The organism is Lacrimispora sp. 38-1, assembly GCF_049890855.1.
Lineage (GTDB): Bacteria > Bacillota > Clostridia > Lachnospirales > Lachnospiraceae > Lacrimispora.
In genome coordinates this window covers 137,144-154,392 of the sequence record NZ_JBANEW010000078.1, presented here as the reverse complement: position 1 = coordinate 154,392, position 17,249 = coordinate 137,144, and the positions used below count along the sequence as shown (strand labels likewise).

The following is a 17,249-nucleotide window of genomic DNA, read 5'->3' as shown; positions in this document are numbered from 1 at the left end:
AGCAAAAACTATGAAAAAAAGATTTTTGGCAACAGTAATGGCGGCAGGAATGGTTCTTGGTATGACAGCATGCGGGGGCAGCCAGACACAGTCAACAACAGCAGCAGAAACAACAAAAGCGGCAGCCAGTTCTGAGGCAGCCACCACAAAGGGATCGGAAGCGGCAACCACTGAAGCAGCAGCTTCCACCTGGAAGCCAACCACCACCGTATCCATCGTGGTTCCGGCAGGAGCAGGCGGCAACACAGATCTTTCCGCCCGTGTATTTGCGGAATATGCAAAGAGAATGACAGGTGCTGATTTTATCGTGGTAAATGCCAATGGAGCTGCAGGTTCCGTAGCAGCAAATCAGGTTCGTTCTGCAGCACCAGACGGACATACCTTCCTTTATGGTCACAACCTGGTAAACGTGGCAAACATTGCCGGTGTTACCGATTATAATTATACTGCTTTTAAATTAGGACCGACCTTTGCTCTTGATCCGGCACAGCAGTTATATGCAAATCCGGAAAAGTATAAGACACTTGATGAGTTCATTCAGGCAGCAAAAGCAAATCCAGGCAAGTTAAAAGCATGTACCGAAGTAGGTGCTTATACTTACTATGAGCTGCTTGCATTTGAAAAGGTAGCAGGAATTGATCTGGATCTGGTTGACGTAGGTTCCAACTCAGATAAGGTTGCAGCCATGCTTTCCGGTCAGGTGGATTTAATGCCAGGTGCTTATATTAACTGTAAGGATTATCTGGAAGCAGGACAGTTTGTATGCCTGGGAGCACCGACGAAAGAGCGCTATGAATTAATCAAGGATATTCCTACTTTAACAGAGCAGGGCGTAGATTTAGTATATCCAAACTGCGAATTTTCCTTCTATTTCCCCAAGGATACATCTGATGATGTCATTGCCTGGTACGATCAGCTGGTTAAGAAAATGACCGAGGATCCGGAAGTAAAAGAGGCAATTGCCAAAGTTGAAATGATGCCTTACTATTTAAGCTCTGCTGATTCTGAGGTAAATGACGAAAAGATTTACAATGAGATTAAACAGATTGCAGATGATCTTGCAAAATAATTAAATTAATAGAAACAGGACAGCCCTGGGAGTTGGTTTTAATATCCACTCCCAGGGCTGTTTTTAATGAAAATAGTTCTTTATGGCATTACAGAAGCATTGACTTGCCTGACTCTGAATCCAGTTTTTTCTTGTTACCAGGGTGTTTAACCTGGTAAGCTTTGGCTCCACGCTATAGTACGATACATGGTCCCGGTCAGCTGCACAGGACTCACTGATAAATGTGACGCCGATTCCCATGGCAACCATACTTCTGGTTGTGGATATGCTGTTGGTTTCACAGACTGTACTGGGGATCCAGCCGGCATTTTCCAGCACCATGTCGGTGAGGTGGCGCAGGGTGGAACCCTTTTTCGATAACAGGATATTTTCTTCCCCGAAATTCTCTGCAAATTCCATGATCCGTATGGGGCTGTCCGGATTCTTTTTACGGTAGGGGTGATTGATGGGGATGGAGAATAAAACCTCTTCCTCCCGGAGGATGGTTACCTGATCAGGAGAAAAGGGATCGGTTTCATTCATGGCCATGATTCCGCAGTCGATGCTTTCCTCCAGTATCATTCTGGTAAGTCCGGGAAGATTGGTTTCTGAAATTTCAATGATAATATCCGGGTATTGGACCTTGAAGGCAGGGATGATATCGGTCAGCATGGCAAGGCCGAACTGTGAGGTTACTCCCACAGTTATGTGGCCGCGGTTTTCAATATTCTGGAGGTTCTGATAGAGGATATTTTTAATGGACATAACTTTTTCTGCAGCTTCTATATAAAGAGAGCCTGCAGGTGTGAGCGTTAACCGGCCTTTGCTCCGGTAAAACAATGGGGTGCCCAGCTCGCTTTCCAGCTTTGAAAGGTACTGGCTTAAGGTGGATTGGGAGACAAAAAGTTCTTCGGCAGCTTTGGTCATGTTTTCTTTTTTTGCGATTGTCAGGATGTAGGTCAGATAGCGGGTGTCCATAAAAGTGCCTCCTTGTTTATGCGGTGTGTATTGGAGTTAGGGAGTGTGGCCATTACTTATTATGATATCACAGTTGGGATGAATTTGCAGTAATTGGGTTGTATTTTTTAGGAATTATGTGAAAGTGGAAAGCAGCAGGAATGTGGTTTCTCTTGTCGCAATTTGTCAGCTGATTATTCTTGCTTTCTATCACTTGCTGTGTTAGTATTGTGATAGAAAAGATAGAAACTGATAGAAGGAGTGGAGCCATGAAAGCAACTGATGGAGATTCGTTTGAAACAAATCGCTCCCTGGTTCAAGAACTGACTTTTCACAGACTGGATGAGGAGCTAAAAATAAGGGAGTTAGAATTTACCGAAATTCAAATGAAAAATTTAGGAATACTTTCTTCAGATGGTATTTATACAAATATGGGTTTACTTGTTTCTGATCAATGTAAACATTCTATTAAATTTGCTATATTTCAAGGCACAGAAAAGTTGGTTTTCAGGGACAGAAAAGAGTTTACGGGCTCCTTGTTTACTCAGCTTACAGATGCTTATAGAACCATTGATTTTTACAATGGGACAATGGCTTCTTTCCATGATTTACTACGAACGGATGAAAGAGATTATCCGGAAGATGCTGTTCGTGAAGCATTGCTGAATGCCATTGTTCACAGGGATTATTCTTTTAGCGGAAGTACATTCATTAATCTGTACTCAGACAGATTGGAGATACTATCCTTAGGAAGTCTGGTATCTGGATTATCATTAGAGGCAGCTATGTTAGGAGTGTCTCAATCCAGAAATGAAAAGCTTGCAGCACTATTTTGCAGGATCAAGCTTATTGAAGCATATGGAACAGGTATCAGTAAGATAATCAGCTGCTATAAAAAATTTCCAGTGCAGCCTGAGTTTGAAAATGTGGAAGGTGCGTTTCGGGTTGTGCTTCCCAATATACATGCCAGAGTATTGATTAATGATAACAAAAAATATTTACCGATAATTAAATTATTTGAGAGACAAAAAGAAATTACCCGCTCCGATGTTGAAGAAACTCTGGGTTCTGGAACAACTCATGCAATTAATATTCTTAAGGAAATGCTCGATAAAGATTTGATTTGTAAGGTGGGAAATGGCAAATTAACAAAATATGTGGCGAAGTTTTAGGCTGGTAGGCAGAAAAGATCCCAATAGATAATAAATTGGGAATATGTTATACTACAACCATTAGATCGAAAGGAGGACAAGAGTATGCATTGTACATTAATGAATAAGAATACACCGGTTGTGAAATTGCAGATTGATGATGACACATCAGCAATTGTGAAAATTACAGAAGCACTGGAACTTGCTTACCTTCCGATAGGAATTGATTTTAAATCTGGAATTCCTAATAAAAAAGAACTGAATGAATGGTGGTTCAGCCGTTCCATACCGGCAAGCCGGTCTGGAATAAGAGAAGCGTTGGAAGAACTGAATGTGTCCCATACGGAGCAGTTGTTAGCAAGATGCTATGGACTTAGTTTATCAGATCAATACTGGATGAAACCGGATCATACAACTTTAAAATGGTCTGATATAAATTTTTTTGATCATTCATTTTCGGATGATGTGGGAAATATCTTATTTGGACAACCAGCAGAAAATGAGATAATTGACTTGATGTCACCCTGTAACACATCGGATGGCTGGTTAAAAAAGAAGTGGAAAATTATCGATGGAAAAAGATGTCTGATAAAAGCAGGCAGTAATCCATATATGCAGGAACCATTGAATGAAGTATATGCAACTAAATTACATGAACGCCTTGGCTGTACAAATTATGTATCTTATACTTTGCTATGGGATAATGGAATGCCATATAGTGTGTGCGAAAACTTTATAAATACTGACACTGAATTGGTCAGCGCAATAAGTATTAATAAATCCATGAAAAAACGAAGTCAGAATTCAACCTATGATCATTTTATTCAGGCATGTGAATGGCTGGGCATTCCTCATATGAGTGAATTTCTCAATTATTTATTAGTATTCGATTATTTGATAGCAAATACAGACAGACATTTTGGAAACTTTGGTGTTATCAGAAATGTAGAAACCTTAGAATGGATCGGCGCAGCACCGGTTTTTGATTCAGGAACCAGTTTGTGGCATAATAAGTTAACAAAAGTCATTCATGCTTATGATGAAACAGAATCCAAACCTTTCTATGCAAAGCAATCAAAACAGATGGGATTAATTACAGATTTTGAATGGATTCCATTTGATAATTTAAAAAACATAAAAGAAGATTTATATGAAGTATTTAAACAATCTGAATTTATGGATGAACAAAGGATAGAAGTGATTGGAAATGCGATAACAGAGCGTGTGCAGCAATTGCAGGAATTTGTTATGGAACGAAAGCATCGAATGTAGTTTATTACTATAAAGTTAACTGGAAGAACAAAGCAGGCAGAAAGTTGGAACTTTTATGGCAAGTATTAAAGAAATAGCAGAAATGTCCGGCGTCGCGAAAAGCACAGTTTCCAGGTATTTAAATCAGGGATCTGTCAGTGAAAAAACAGCCGAGCGAATAGAAGCAGTTATCAAAAAAACAGGATATTCCCCCAACCAGTTCGCCCAGAGCTTAAAGGCGAAAAAAACGAAAATTATCGGAGTGATTATCCCCAGGCTTAATTCCAATGCCATGTCGGAAACGCTGCTGGGCATTGATGATGTATTGCAGATGAATGGATTTCAGATGATTATTTCCAATACCAATCAGGATATTGACAGAGAGATTGAAAGTATTTATTCTCTTGCAAAACAGAAGGTTTCCGGTATCATTCTGGCTGCCACGGTAATCACGGATAAACATAAAAAAGCTTTTGATGAGATTTCAATTCCCATAGTTGTCATCGGCCAGCAGGTGCCCGGTGTCCCCAGCGTGATTCATGACGATTATCAGGCGGGGTATTGTCTGGGGAACTATATTTTCCAGAGAGGCCATCGGTTCGTCACTTATCTTGGAATTCCTGAGACCGATATATCGGTTGGTATAAAAAGGAAACAGGGTGTGATCAAGGCTTCAGGGGAATATGAAAACATAGTTCTTAACATAGAAGAAACTTCATTCTCTTCCCAGGATGCTGTGATTATGGCTAAGAAAATTCTTACAGAAAAAAATCAGCCTACTGCCATTATTGCCGCAACCGATAACATTGCAGTGGGAGTGTTAAAAACCTGCTGTCTTCTGGATATAAAGGTCCCGGAACAGCTCTCAATCGTGGGAGTAGGGGGAGATAAGATCACAGATCTGGTATATCCTGGAATTACAACAATTAAATTTTTCTTCAGGGAAGCCGGGGGCACTGCAGCAAAAAGTCTCCTTAAGTTATTGGAACATGAAGTAACGGAAGAAGTGATCGTTTCTCCATATGAATTAATTGAGCGATTTAGTGTTGACAAACCACAACAGAAGAAGTAAAATCCAATTATAAGGAACCGGTTCCAAATATGAAACTGTTCCTTATAATTTCACCCAATATTGGAACCGGTTCCAATATTGCGGAAGTTGAGGTAATTTATGAATACAAGTCATACAAAACCAGACGGAATATCTGAAGAGGAGTATTTGAAACTTGCAAAAAAAGTTCAAAACAGTCCATGGCGGCAAAGTTATCATATACAGCCGGTTACCGGACTTTTGAATGATCCCAATGGTCTGGCCTGGTACAATGGTTTCTACCATTTATTTTATCAATGGTTCCCGTTCGGACCGGTTCATGGAACCAAGTACTGGTATCATCTCCGTTCAAAAGATCTCATTATCTGGGAGGACTTAGGAATTGGGTTAGCACCGGACCAGAGCTTTGACAGCCATGGTGTCTATTCAGGAAGCAGTATGAAAAAGGATGGACTTTTGTACCTGTTTTACACCGGTAATCACAGAGATGATGACTGGGTAAGGCACAGCAGCCAGTGTCTGGCGGTTATGGATCAGGAAGGCAGAATTGTAAAGGAGACTTCCCCTCTGATACCTAAGCCGCCGGATGGGATCACAGAGCATTTCAGAGATCCGAAAGTGTGGAAGGGGAAGAATGGTTTCCTGATGATTACAGGTGCCCAAAGGATTTTACAGACCGGAACGGCATTGATTTATCAAAGTTCTGATTTAAAACAGTGGGAGTATCGCGGTGAGCTGTCTGTCCCATGGAAGTCGAAAGCTTTTATGTGGGAATGCCCGGATTATTTTGAAGCAGACGGTTATGGCATTTTAATGATGTGTCCCCAGGGACTGGAAACGGAAGAGTCTGAAAACTCCAATATTTATGAAGCAGGATATCTGATAGGGAGTCCCATGAATGAGGACACATTGACCTTTGACGGGAACCGGTATGAAAAACTTGATTATGGTTTCGATTTTTATGCGCCTCAGACGTTTTTGGATCCTTTGGGAAGAAGAATATTGTTTGCCTGGATGGGGCTGCCTGAGATTTCATACCCTACGGACCGGTATGGCTGGGCCCACTGCCTGACTATTCCAAGAGAACTCACCATTGCAGACGGGCGCATAAGGCTGAATCCGGTAAAGGAGATGGAACTGCTTAGAAGTGAACATGTGTGTGAGACCATTTTCATGGAAGATAAAAGCTATCAGGACGAAAGATTTTATGGCAGACATTACGAACTGCTGGTTAAGATCATAAATCAGAATACAGGAATTTTTGAGATCCGTGTAAGACAGAATAAACAGGAGCAGACAATGATCCGATATTCCAGTAAAGACCAGATAATTTGTGTGGACCGAAGCACTTCCGGAGAGGTGTTTGCGAAAGACTACGGTAGTTTCCGTAAGGCAAGGCTGGAGAACGGATTAAAAGAAATCCGGATATTTTCAGATGAATCTTCCTTAGAAATTTTTGTTAATCAGGGAGAGGTCTGTTTTTCACTAAGGATTTTCCCCCAGGAGTCAGGTATTGAGACGGTATTTACAGCAAGAGAGGGTTCTGTAAAAGCAGCAATTCAAAAATGGAACCTGAAAGTCTAAGTAAGAATGGAGTGTAATCATGAGCGATAAAAATTTGGCAGAAAAGATTATTGAGAATATTGGCGGGAAGGACAATGTGCAAAGTCTGACTCACTGCATGACCCGGCTGCGTTTTGTTTTAAAAAATGAAGAAAAGGCGGATAAGGTAGCTTTGGAAAAGTTGGACATTATGCAGGTGGTACGGGGCGGGGGCCAGTATCAGATTGTCATCGGGACCAATGTGAAAGATGTATATGAAGAGGTGATAAAACTGACGGGGGATGGGAACAGCGGGAGAGATGACAGAGTAGGAAAGGAACAAAAGCTGTCAGCAAAGATCTTCAATGTAATTTCAGGAAGTTTTACGCCCATTATACCGGCAATATTAGGCTCCGGTATGTTAAAGGCATTGCTTCAGATTCTTGTGGCAGCAGGGGTAATGCAGCCAGCGTCAGGAACCTATGCAATATTAACAGCCGCCTCAAATGCAGTATTTTATTTTCTTCCCATAATTCTGGGAATAACATTTGGCACCCGCATGAATGTGAATCCTTACATATCCGGTGTCATAGGAGCAGCGCTTCTGGAACCGAACTATACCAGGCTTTTAACAGCAGCCGGGGGGAAGACGGATTTCATGCATATACCGGTGGTATTAATGGACTATTCCTCTACTGTTTTCCCGGTAATACTGGCAATCTGCACTTATGTTCTCATTGACAGGCTGTTAAAAAAGATTATTCCCGGTGTATTTCAGGTGTTGTTTGTTCCCATGCTGTCTCTCATGCTGGTCGTACCCATTACCTTAATTGTGTTTGGACCTTTTGGTATTTATACCGGCACGTTCATTTCTAATGTTTTAACAATTGCCCTGGGGAAAAATGCGGTTCTTACAAATATCGTATTTGGCTTCATAGGAATTCCTACGGTTATGCTTGGACTTCACTGGGCGCTCATCCCTGTTATAATTAATAATTTATCCACAACAGGTCAGGATTTTCTTCTTCCAACTGTTCAGGCGACGGCTTATGCAGGTGCAGGTGCGGCACTGGGCGTATTCTTTAAAACCAAAGACATTAAATTAAAAGAGTTGTCTTTCTCTGCATTTGTACCTGCTTTTTTAACCGGAATTACAGAGCCTGTGATTTACGGAATATTCTTTAAATTCAGACGGGTGCTGCTATATGCTATGTCCATGAGCGCTGTTGCAGGCGGTCTTTGCGGAATTTTCCATATATCCGCTTCGCAGCTGGCAGGAGGTATTATGGTTATTCCTTCCTATACTCCAGCTGTCAGCTTCGCAATTGCCATGGCTGTGGCATTTGCAGGAACTTTTCTTCTGACTTATCTATTTGGCTATGAATCTGCGGGGAAATCAGCTGGAATGCCTGCAGGAACGGTTTCGCCGCCGGAAACTCTGGCGGTTCAAAAGACAATGACCGCACCAGCAAAAGGAACGGTTGTTAAGCTTAGTCAGGTTGCAGATGAAGTTTTTTCATCAGGTACATTGGGAAAGGGGATCGGAGTGATTCCGGCCAGTGATGAGATATTTGCACCGGCAGACGGAGTGATTGTTTCGGTATTTCCCACAAAGCATGCAATCGGGATCAGGACGGAATATGGAGCGGAAATGATCCTTCATATCGGAATTAATACGGTAGAGCTTGATGGAAAATATTTTGAGATTTTTGTGCAGGAAGGGGACAGAATCAACTCCGGCCAGGTGATCGGAAACGTGGAATTTGACAAAGTAAAAGAGGCGGGATATGATACCACTGTAATGCTTATTGTGACAAATACGCATCAATTTCATGAAGTGAAAATAATGGAGCCGGATACCTTTAAAGATCCGGTAATCCAGATTGAGTAGGAGGGACAGTTAATGAAAGCGAGAGAAATCGTTGACAGTATCATCAGGGAGACTGGGGTGACTCTGGATCCGGTAAAAACCGTTGACCAGATTATTATAGGTGATCCGGATACGGAGGTTACTAAAATAGTTACTTCATTTATGGCTACCGTTGATGTGATTTCAGAGGCGGTCAGACTGGGGGCCAACTTCATTATTACCCATGAACCAACCTGGTTTAACGGAAGGGATCAGAAAGAATGGCTTATCAATGATCCGGTTTATATAAAAAAGAAACAGCTGATCGAAGAAAACCATCTTGTAATATGGCGGTTTCATGATTATATGCATGCGGTTTCTGATGACATGATTTATCAGGGCTTTGATCAGGATATGGGCTGGAGTGATTATAAAGAAAGAAAAGAAATCGGAAAAGATGAGAAGAATCCTCTGCTGAAAGCCCGGTTGTGTTATCAGATACCGGAGATGAAGCTTAAGGATCTGGTGATGAAAGTAAAGGATTCTCTGGATGTGAAATGTGCCAGAGTGATTGGTAACCAGGAGGGAACCTGCCGTCGCATTGGTGTACTGGTGGGAGGCGGCAGTCTGGGCCTTGGCGACGAGAAAAATACCATGGAGTTCATGTTAAGAGAAAATTTAGATACAGTCATATGCGGAGATATTACCGAATGGACGCTCAGCGCTTATATCAGAGATGCCTCTATGCTTGGACTTGGCCACTCCATGATTATCATCGGTCATGAGAGAAGTGAGGAGTCCGGCATGAAACATGTGGTTGGCTGGGTGCAAAAACTTTTCCCATTAGAAACTGTAATTTTTGTTGATGCAAAAGAGCCTTTTGATTATTTGTAATTTCCTTCCTGTTCTTTCATTATTCTTGTGATATAATATTGATACGGTATAAAGATCCGGAAAAGCACAGAAGAATGAAAGGAATGACGCAGGCAATGAGAATTTTATTAGTGGAAGATGAACCGGATTTAAATGGGCTGATTGTAAGAAAACTGAAGCTGGAACATTATACGGTAGATTCCTGTCTCAATGGGCTTGACGGACTGGAGTATCTTGAGATGACTTATTATGATGCCGTCATTCTGGATACCATGATTCCAGGGGTGAGCGGTTTTGAACTGCTAAAGAAGATACGAAGCCAGAGAAAGAAGACTCCGGTGCTTATGATGACTTCTGGAGACACCGCTCAGGTTAAGGGTACCGATCCGGAATTATGGGCTGATGATTATCTGATGAAACCATTCGCCTTACATGAGCTTCTGACGAAAGTACGCGCAATGTTAAGGCGGTACTACGGCAATATCAGCAATATTTTTGAGGTTGGTGATTTAATTGTCAACTGCGACGCACGGAGAGTAATAAGAGATAATAAAATTATTCCGCTTTCCGCAAAAGAATTCTCAATATTAGAATATTTGATTCGCAATAAAGGAGTCGTGCTTTCCCGCGAAAAGATCAGCCGGCATATATGGAATTATGACTATGATGGAGAATCCAATATGATTGATGTATACATTCGGTATTTAAGGAAGAAAATCGATGAAGGTCAGCCGGTAAAGCTGATACATACGGTCAGAGGCGTGGGATACGTTTTGAGGGTTCGGGGCATTGTGAAAGGATAGAAAAACCGGGCAGAAATCAGGTGATTTTTTTAATCTGATTTCTGCCCGGTTTTTTTGATTAATTTGGAATCTTTTAATATACCATCGTTCATGAAACTGTCAAGAAGCCTGACCATCCTTTCAATATCAGGGTGTTCTTCCCTTGTAAAGCAATACGTTATCATACCAATAATAGCCGACATTCCATACTCTAAACCGTATTCCAGTATGTACTCATCCGTTTCATATGATTGAAGTATGGGGCGCACCAGGTCTTTGTATGTATTTTTCATCTTTTCCTGAAAAGCCGGATCGCCGTTTTTTCCTAACAGGACAACTAAATATTGTTTGTTTTTACTATACACTTCCACGAGATGTTTGAGGGGGAACTGCATGTCCTTATTCAGTAGAAATTTTTTGTGTTTTTCAATATCTGGTAAAACCGAAGATTCAATTTGCTCCAGCACATCGTAGACATCAGTAAAATATTCATAGAATGTACTTCTGTTATAACCTGCCTTTGTTGTGATATCTTTTACTGTGATTTTTTCAATTCGTTTTTCACAGTAGATCTGCCAGAATGCATCTGCTAAGTTTTTTCTTGTCTGCATCGTAATTTCAGGCTGTTTTTTCAAAAAAATACCCCCTTATCTTTTAAATCCGACAATCGAATCATGATTATTGGTTGATGAAGAGTTTTAATCTCATTACAATATGATAATACAACAGATTGTTGGATAAAGTAAAGTTCTCTTTAAGAATCTGATACAACGTTCTTTACGAGAGCTTATTATAAGGAGGCTTTCATATGGCAGAAAGTATAGCAGGTAATTCCAGGCAGCAAAAAGAAAAGATTGATTCGATGCTGCTTAAAGTATCAGTAATCCTGGTGTTTGGTTCTCTTGCACCGCTGTTGGATTCGACAATGGTCAACGTGGCAATAAAAACAATAGCGGGTGAATTAAAAAGCACCGTTTCAGTTATTCAGTGGGTCATCACGGGATATGTGCTTGCAATGGCAATAGCCGTACCTGTATCCGGCTGGGCGATTAATCGTCTTGGAGGTAAGCGGCTGTATGAATTTTCACTGGCATTATTTCTTGCTGGTTCCATTCTTTCATCACTGTCATGGAATATAGGTACTCTGATCGGGTTTCGTCTCCTTCAGGGAATTGGCGCAGGTTTATTGATGCCGACCATGACAAACATGCTGGTTCAAATATCCGGGGGCAGAAATATTGGACATATGGCGTCAATCGTCAGCCTGCCCATGCTTCTGGCACCGATTCTGGGACCGGTTCTGGGCGGTATTATCGTAAACAGTCTGGGATGGCGCTGGATATTCTATGTCAATATTCCGGTGACTATCATTGCTTTATTACTGGCTTTCTGGGGAATACCGGCGGACAGTCCCTCGAAGGAGAAACAGCCTCTTGATATTGCTGGTATTCTGCTGCTGTCCCCGGCATTTGCCTTACTCATCTATGGAATTGCACAGACAGCATCTCATGGCGGATTAAACAGCAGTGCGGTATTTCTTCCGGTAGTAATCGGACTGTTTATGATGGCTGGTTTTGTTTTTTACGCCTTACATACGAGGATTTCTCCGGTGCTTGATCTGCATCTGTACCGGTCACGTAATTTTTCCGCTACGTCTGTTTTGCTTTTCATGTCGGGTATTATCACAAACGGCGGTATGCTTCTGCTTCCGTTATTTTATCAGCAGGTGCGTGGTGAAAGTGTTCTCTACGCCGGACTTATGCTGATCCCTCAGGGAGTTGGTATGTTGCTTACAAGAACCCAGATGGGGAAACTGACCGACCGTATAGGAGCGCGCCCAATCGTTATGGTAAGCCTCATAATCACGGCAGCTGGTACTCTGCCATTTGCTTTTGCTGATTCCGGAACAAATGGGATTTTGTTAGCTGCAGCGCTTCTGATACGGGGGGCTGGTCTTGGCGGAGTATTTATTCCTCTTATGGTCTCTGCTTATGTCGGGTTAAGCAGTGAACAGATTCCCCATGCCAGTATTGCCACGAGGATATTGCAGACAATTGGCGGGGCGTTCGGGTCTGCAGTCCTTGCAACAATTGTAGAACATCAGTTGGCCGGCCGTTCTGCAGAGGGGATACAGAATGCTGTAAGTGCATACAATGTTGCTTTCTGGTGGTCTGTGGGTTTCACAGTGGCCGCATTGATTCCTACACTGTTCCTGGCGGTTCATAAACAATCAGAACCGGAAGTGGTCTTGCAGACAGATAGGGGATAAGCATACGAACATCAGATATGAAAAGGAGAACAGTTAAGATGTCAACGATTATTTACTATTTTACAGGGACAGGAAATTCCCTAAACTGTGCCAGAAGTATTGGAAATCTGCTGGAAGATACGACGTTAGTGGCCATGCAGGCTGCGGGTGAAGAAACGGTATTTCCAGAAGCCGACAGTATCGGTCTTGTATTTCCGGTATATGCCTTTGGTCTGCCAGGAGCCGTTAAGCGGTTTATGAAACGCCTGTCCTGTAAAAACAAGGGAAAATATATTTTTGCCGCCGCGACCAGCGGAGGTCGGGTAGCGGGTGCTTTAGTGCTTGCCCGCAGAATGCTGCGGGCAAGGGGGCTCAGACTTTCTGCAGGTTATTCAGTAGTGATGCCTACCAACATGATATTATTACACGAAACCAGTGAAGAGAAAAAGAAAATACTTTTTGACTCAATGGAGAAGAAAGTCATCGAGATTGCCTCGGCAGTTAAGTCCCATGAGTATCATGCAGTAGAAACGGGCTCCATGTCCGACAGAATTTTGAGAACGGGCATATTGTATCGTTCTGCCTCGCCGTTCGTTAAAAAACTGGATCATCTGTTCAAGGCGGATCAAGGGTGCATTGGCTGTGGATTATGCAGCCAGCTCTGCCCTGCCCATAACATTGAAATGAAAAATGGAATACCAGTATGGAAGCATCAGTGCGAGATGTGTCTTTCGTGCTTAAACCTATGTCCCAAGGAGGCAATACAATACGGAAGTATGACGGAAGGAAAACAGAGGTACAAGAACCCTTATGTTGAGGTGAAAGATCTTATGTGCCGGTAAGAGTGCCATTACATTTGGCGGTGTAGCAGGCATCCCCTGAGAATGTGGAAATAATTATTTGTAGAGGAAAGTCTTTTGAATTCCATGGATGATGCTGTATAATATTTAGTTGTAACACTATTTTAAATTCCAGGGGGGAGTTATATGAAGGAAATAATAACGCAACGATTGGTTATTCGTAAGTTTACAGATAATGACGGTGAGGATTTATATGAGTATTTTTCCAACCCGAAAGTATTGGAATTTGAACCATATAAGCCATATTCAAAAGAAAAGTCTTATTTAGAAGCAAAGAGGCGGGCTGGTGACGAACGGTTTCTTGCCGTATGTTTAAAAAGCGGAAAACTCATAGGTAATTTTTATTTTGCAAAAGAAGAATTTGAAACATGGGAAGTAGGTTATGTTTTCAATGAAAAGTACTGGGGGAACGGGTATGCCACCGAAGGTCTGCTTGCACTCATGAAATATGGCTTTCATGAGCTTGGTGTAAGAAGGATGATCGCAATGTGTGATCCCCGTAATCCTCATTCCTGGAAACTTCTTGAGCGCGTTGGGATGAGAAGAGAGGGGACATTGCTGCAAAATGTATATTTCTTTACTGATGAGAACGGCAATCCCATATGGAAGGATACTTATGAATATGCGATTTTAAAATCTGAATTTAATAATCACTGATTGTCAGACGGACCATTTCCGGCCATATTCCCGGCTTAGTGTTAACAGTGCTTTTATGGCTGGAGAGATCCATTTCTTTTTGTGATAAACAATCTGGGTGAAAAAAACAGGATCTGTTTCAATCATCTTTGTACGAAGTAATCCGCTTTCACTTTCTGCCTTTACGGTGTAATAAGGAAGGTATGAAACTCCCAGGCCGGTGGATACATATTTTTTGATTGCCTCCACATTTGACGTTTCCAGTACATTGGAAGGGACATAGTGATGCCTTTGCAAGTACCGGTCAAATTCCTGCCGGTAGCTGCATTCTTTTTCTGTATAGAGCACCATTTCCCCGGATTCGGGCAAAAAGTCGGGCTGTGTATGTCCGGCGGGAGCAACAAGGCACATTTTTTCTTCCAGAAGCAGCTCCGTATGAAGATTCTCATCCATGCACTCTGGCTGAAGGACAAAGCTGATGTCCAGCTGCCCGGCAGATAAATCTTTTATCAGCAGCTCACACGGGCTGTTGATCATACGAACCTCCACCTGTGGATAAGCAGATTTATAAGCAATGATAAGGGGGTATAAACGGTACAGTGTCAGGGATTCGGGAGCTCCGATCCGCAGACAGCCCTGGGGAATGGCATCACTTTTTCCTAACTGTTCCAGAGTATCGTACTCCCGCAATACCGAATTGGAATATTCCAGCAGCTGTTCGCCGAACGCAGTAAGTTTCAGTGTCTTACCTGTACGGTCAAAAACAGGACAATTATAAAAGGATTCAATGGCACCTACCTGAAAGGTCAGCGTAGACTGGGCATATCCCAGGGCCTGGGCTGCCTTTGTATAGCTGCCCAGCTCTGCTATCTTTACCAGCGTTCTTAAATTACGTATTTCTATCATATCTCATTCGCCCCTTCCGGTTCTTACCTGGCACAAAATTATGTTATTATTATTCTACCATCAATAATTCTGAAGTCAATCTTTAATAACTTCAATTATACAAATGTAAGATTTTTTATTATGATTGATGTGATTGAAGGGAGATGTATTAGTATGAAGAAAAAATTAAATGTTTTTACGGTAAGCGGGTTGATGACCGGACCGATTCTGGGCTCCGGTATTATCTTTCTGCCATCTCTGGCTTATGATATGCTGGGTGAACATGCCATTTTTGCATGGGTGATTATTATGGCACTTAATATTTTATTTGCCTATGTTTTTGCAAAGATGACAATTATTGTATCGGATAACCGGGGAATCAGTACGATTGTCGGGGATATGTTTGGCAGCAGATTTGGGACATTAGCGGCCAATTATCTTACGGTAGCCGTCTTTTTCGGACCTGTTGCCGTGTCACTTACTGCCGCGGAGTTCATTCAACCGGCTATTTTCCCTGCTTGTCACGTAAATTCATGGGTTACAGCCGGTGGTGTTCTTCTCATTTGTGCTCTGATCGTTATATCGGGTGTTTCCTTTATGGGGAAATTTATGCTGGTATTATCCAGTATCACAGCCTGTCTGCTGCTCGCAGGCAGTGGTGCGACTTTATTTCGTTTACCGGTTCTAACGATTCCAGGCAGTCTTCCGGCACCGGGGGCTTTAGGGAAGACGCTTCTTCTTATATTCTGGGCGATTGTGGGATGGGAGATACTGGGGAATTATGTGGAAGATGTGGAGAATCCGAAACGCACCATGATGCGTGCCATGCAGATAAGTTTGTCAGCAATTATCCTGGTTTATCTGCTGACAGCTTTCGCATTTCAAAACAGTCCCAGCCATTCCATGCCGGATCTGCTGATTCCGGTAGCCGGCAGATTTTCAGGAGCTGTCTTTTCCGGGCTGGCTGCAGGTCTTTGTATCTGTACCGTGTCAACCTTTACGGGGGCAGTTGTTCGGCAGACTACGGCACGTTTTGAGAATACCGGATTACCGGAAATATTTCACCATAAATGGCTGACTGCCCTGATGCTTCTGGCGGTGAATGGTATGGTGCTTTTTCTTCATGCCTCTGGGAAGTTGTCATTTCAAAGTATTGTGGGAATTGCAAATACCATGTTTATCGGGAATGCGGTTCTGGGTCTGGCAAGCGGTTTTAAACTCATTCATCATATGGTGATACGGATAGGAATTGGAATTTTGCTGTTTTTACTTTTGATTATCTTTCTGTTTTCATCGGGATACGCAATGGTACTATTTTTGCTGATTACTTTTTCATGTTTCATTCCCCATTCCTGTGATATAATAATGCATAATTAAGAAACCCAAAGAATGTACATAAGAAAGAAGGGAACAACACAGGTAATGAGAATATTGTTGGTGGAAGATGAACCTGATTTAAATGGACTGATTGTAAAAAAGCTTCAGCTGGAACATTATACGGTTGATAGTTGTTTTAACGGACTGGATGGCCTGGAGTATTTCCAGATGGCTGATTATGATGCGGTTATTCTGGATATTATGATTCCCGGAATGAACGGTCTTGAATTATTAAAAAAGATCCGGAAACAGGGAAAGAAGACTCCGGTGCTTTTGCTGACAGCAAGGGACAGCATAGAGGACCGTGTAACCGGTCTTGATGCAGGAGCGGATGATTATCTGGTGAAACCATTTGCTTTTAATGAACTACTGGCAAGAATCCGGGTCATGTTAAGACGGTCATCCGGCAATATCAGCAATACGTTTGAACTTGGGGATTTAACAGTAAACTGCGATACAAGGACAGTGACAAGGGATAAAAAATCCATTCAGTTATCCTCCAAAGAATTTTCTATACTGGAATATTTAATCCGCAATGCGGGAATTGTGCTATCCCGTGAAAAAATCAGCCAGCATATTTGGAATTACGAATATGAAGGAGAATCCAACCTGGTTGATGTATATATTCGTTATTTAAGAAAGAAGATTGACGAAGATTATCCGGAAAAACTGATTCACACTGTCAGAGGCGCAGGGTATGTTCTGCGGACAGAAAACCAGAAGAACAGATAGGAGAGAC

The 17,249-nt window shown here is 42.1% G+C and carries 16 protein-coding genes; 13 read left to right on the top strand and 3 right to left on the bottom strand.

Features of this window, described 5'->3' with window-relative positions; genetic code table 11:
* The first annotated feature begins 10 nt into the window (after positions 1-10).
* Complete coding sequence (locus V7D18_RS22705; protein ID WP_426157763.1) at positions 11-1,069, top strand: tripartite tricarboxylate transporter substrate binding protein; 1,059 nt, start codon at positions 11-13, stop codon at positions 1,067-1,069.
* 63 nt (positions 1,070-1,132) lie between these two features.
* Here V7D18_RS22705 and V7D18_RS22700 read toward each other — a convergent pair whose 3' ends face one another.
* Positions 1,133-2,026: a LysR family transcriptional regulator gene (locus V7D18_RS22700; protein ID WP_426157762.1), complete on the bottom strand. Its 894-nt coding sequence runs from the start codon at positions 2,024-2,026 to the stop codon at positions 1,133-1,135.
* A 248-nt stretch (positions 2,027-2,274) separates the two neighbouring features.
* Between V7D18_RS22700 and V7D18_RS22695 the strand changes: the two genes are divergently transcribed.
* From V7D18_RS22695 to V7D18_RS22665, 7 genes are all read left to right on the top strand, one after another.
* A complete protein-coding gene (locus V7D18_RS22695) occupies positions 2,275-3,177 on the top strand; it encodes an ATP-binding protein (RefSeq protein WP_426157760.1) in 903 nt (300 codons plus the stop codon).
* 84 nt (positions 3,178-3,261) lie between these two features.
* The gene (locus tag V7D18_RS22690; protein WP_426157759.1) at positions 3,262-4,428 is read left to right on the top strand and encodes an excisionase; all 1,167 of its coding nucleotides are present in this window, start codon (positions 3,262-3,264) and stop codon (positions 4,426-4,428) included.
* 55 nt (positions 4,429-4,483) lie between these two features.
* The gene (locus V7D18_RS22685; protein WP_426157757.1) at positions 4,484-5,479 is read left to right on the top strand and encodes a LacI family DNA-binding transcriptional regulator; all 996 of its coding nucleotides are present in this window, start codon (positions 4,484-4,486) and stop codon (positions 5,477-5,479) included.
* 99 nt (positions 5,480-5,578) lie between these two features.
* On the top strand, positions 5,579-7,042 hold the full coding sequence (locus V7D18_RS22680) for a glycoside hydrolase family 32 protein (protein ID WP_426157755.1): 1,464 nt from the start codon (positions 5,579-5,581) through the stop codon (positions 7,040-7,042).
* A gap of 19 nt (positions 7,043-7,061) precedes the next feature.
* A complete protein-coding gene (locus tag V7D18_RS22675; protein WP_426157753.1) occupies positions 7,062-8,891 on the top strand; it encodes a beta-glucoside-specific PTS transporter subunit IIABC in 1,830 nt (609 codons plus the stop codon).
* A gap of 12 nt (positions 8,892-8,903) precedes the next feature.
* Positions 8,904-9,743 (top strand): Nif3-like dinuclear metal center hexameric protein, encoded by an 840-nt coding sequence (locus V7D18_RS22670; protein WP_426157751.1) that lies wholly within the window; start codon positions 8,904-8,906, stop codon positions 9,741-9,743.
* 95 nt (positions 9,744-9,838) lie between these two features.
* A complete protein-coding gene (locus V7D18_RS22665; protein WP_426157749.1) occupies positions 9,839-10,525 on the top strand; it encodes a response regulator transcription factor in 687 nt (228 codons plus the stop codon).
* A 29-nt stretch (positions 10,526-10,554) separates the two neighbouring features.
* Here the strand turns inward: V7D18_RS22665 and V7D18_RS22660 are convergent, their stop codons facing one another.
* A complete protein-coding gene (locus V7D18_RS22660; protein WP_426157747.1) occupies positions 10,555-11,139 on the bottom strand; it encodes a TetR/AcrR family transcriptional regulator in 585 nt (194 codons plus the stop codon).
* 173 nt (positions 11,140-11,312) lie between these two features.
* Between V7D18_RS22660 and V7D18_RS22655 the strand changes: the two genes are divergently transcribed.
* The 3 genes from V7D18_RS22655 (at position 11,313) to V7D18_RS22645 (ending at position 14,269) form a co-directional block, all read left to right on the top strand.
* Positions 11,313-12,773, top strand: a complete 1,461-nt coding sequence (locus V7D18_RS22655; protein WP_426157745.1) for an MDR family MFS transporter — start codon at positions 11,313-11,315, stop codon at positions 12,771-12,773.
* Positions 12,774-12,811: 38 nt separating this feature from the next.
* On the top strand, positions 12,812-13,594 hold the full coding sequence (locus V7D18_RS22650; protein ID WP_426157744.1) for an EFR1 family ferrodoxin: 783 nt from the start codon (positions 12,812-12,814) through the stop codon (positions 13,592-13,594).
* Positions 13,595-13,738: 144 nt separating this feature from the next.
* Entirely contained in the window at positions 13,739-14,269 is a 531-nt protein-coding gene (locus tag V7D18_RS22645; RefSeq protein ID WP_426157743.1) for a GNAT family N-acetyltransferase, read from the top strand.
* A gap of 3 nt (positions 14,270-14,272) precedes the next feature.
* On the opposite strand, the gene V7D18_RS22640 is transcribed toward V7D18_RS22645, so the two are convergent.
* A complete protein-coding gene (locus tag V7D18_RS22640; protein ID WP_426157741.1) occupies positions 14,273-15,154 on the bottom strand; it encodes a LysR family transcriptional regulator in 882 nt (293 codons plus the stop codon).
* 153 nt (positions 15,155-15,307) lie between these two features.
* Here V7D18_RS22640 and V7D18_RS22635 point away from each other — a divergent pair, with 153 nt between their 5' ends.
* Entirely contained in the window at positions 15,308-16,510 is a 1,203-nt protein-coding gene (locus V7D18_RS22635) for an APC family permease (RefSeq protein WP_426157739.1), read from the top strand.
* 45 nt (positions 16,511-16,555) lie between these two features.
* Entirely contained in the window at positions 16,556-17,242 is a 687-nt protein-coding gene (locus V7D18_RS22630; protein ID WP_426157855.1) for a response regulator transcription factor, read from the top strand.
* The last annotated feature ends 7 nt before the right edge of the window (positions 17,243-17,249 follow it).

Excerpts from the sequence above, each read along its gene's own strand:
- V7D18_RS22675 (WP_426157753.1), top strand. The coding sequence starts at position 7,062 with ATGAGCGATAAAAATTTGGCAGAAAAGATTATTGAGAATATTGGCGGG.
- V7D18_RS22635 (WP_426157739.1), top strand. The coding sequence starts at position 15,308 with ATGAAGAAAAAATTAAATGTTTTTACGGTAAGCGGGTTGATGACCGGA.
- V7D18_RS22645 (WP_426157743.1), top strand. The coding sequence starts at position 13,739 with ATGAAGGAAATAATAACGCAACGATTGGTTATTCGTAAGTTTACAGAT.
- V7D18_RS22670 (WP_426157751.1), top strand. The coding sequence starts at position 8,904 with ATGAAAGCGAGAGAAATCGTTGACAGTATCATCAGGGAGACTGGGGTG.
- V7D18_RS22650 (WP_426157744.1), top strand. The coding sequence starts at position 12,812 with ATGTCAACGATTATTTACTATTTTACAGGGACAGGAAATTCCCTAAAC.
- V7D18_RS22700 (WP_426157762.1), bottom strand. The coding sequence starts at position 2,026 with ATGGACACCCGCTATCTGACCTACATCCTGACAATCGCAAAAAAAGAA.
- V7D18_RS22680 (WP_426157755.1), top strand. The coding sequence starts at position 5,579 with ATGAATACAAGTCATACAAAACCAGACGGAATATCTGAAGAGGAGTAT.
- V7D18_RS22665 (WP_426157749.1), top strand. The coding sequence starts at position 9,839 with ATGAGAATTTTATTAGTGGAAGATGAACCGGATTTAAATGGGCTGATT.
- V7D18_RS22690 (WP_426157759.1), top strand. The coding sequence starts at position 3,262 with ATGCATTGTACATTAATGAATAAGAATACACCGGTTGTGAAATTGCAG.
- V7D18_RS22630 (WP_426157855.1), top strand. The coding sequence starts at position 16,556 with ATGAGAATATTGTTGGTGGAAGATGAACCTGATTTAAATGGACTGATT.
- V7D18_RS22695 (WP_426157760.1), top strand. The coding sequence starts at position 2,275 with ATGAAAGCAACTGATGGAGATTCGTTTGAAACAAATCGCTCCCTGGTT.
- V7D18_RS22655 (WP_426157745.1), top strand. The coding sequence starts at position 11,313 with ATGGCAGAAAGTATAGCAGGTAATTCCAGGCAGCAAAAAGAAAAGATT.
- V7D18_RS22640 (WP_426157741.1), bottom strand. The coding sequence starts at position 15,154 with ATGATAGAAATACGTAATTTAAGAACGCTGGTAAAGATAGCAGAGCTG.
- V7D18_RS22705 (WP_426157763.1), top strand. The coding sequence starts at position 11 with ATGAAAAAAAGATTTTTGGCAACAGTAATGGCGGCAGGAATGGTTCTT.
- V7D18_RS22685 (WP_426157757.1), top strand. The coding sequence starts at position 4,484 with ATGGCAAGTATTAAAGAAATAGCAGAAATGTCCGGCGTCGCGAAAAGC.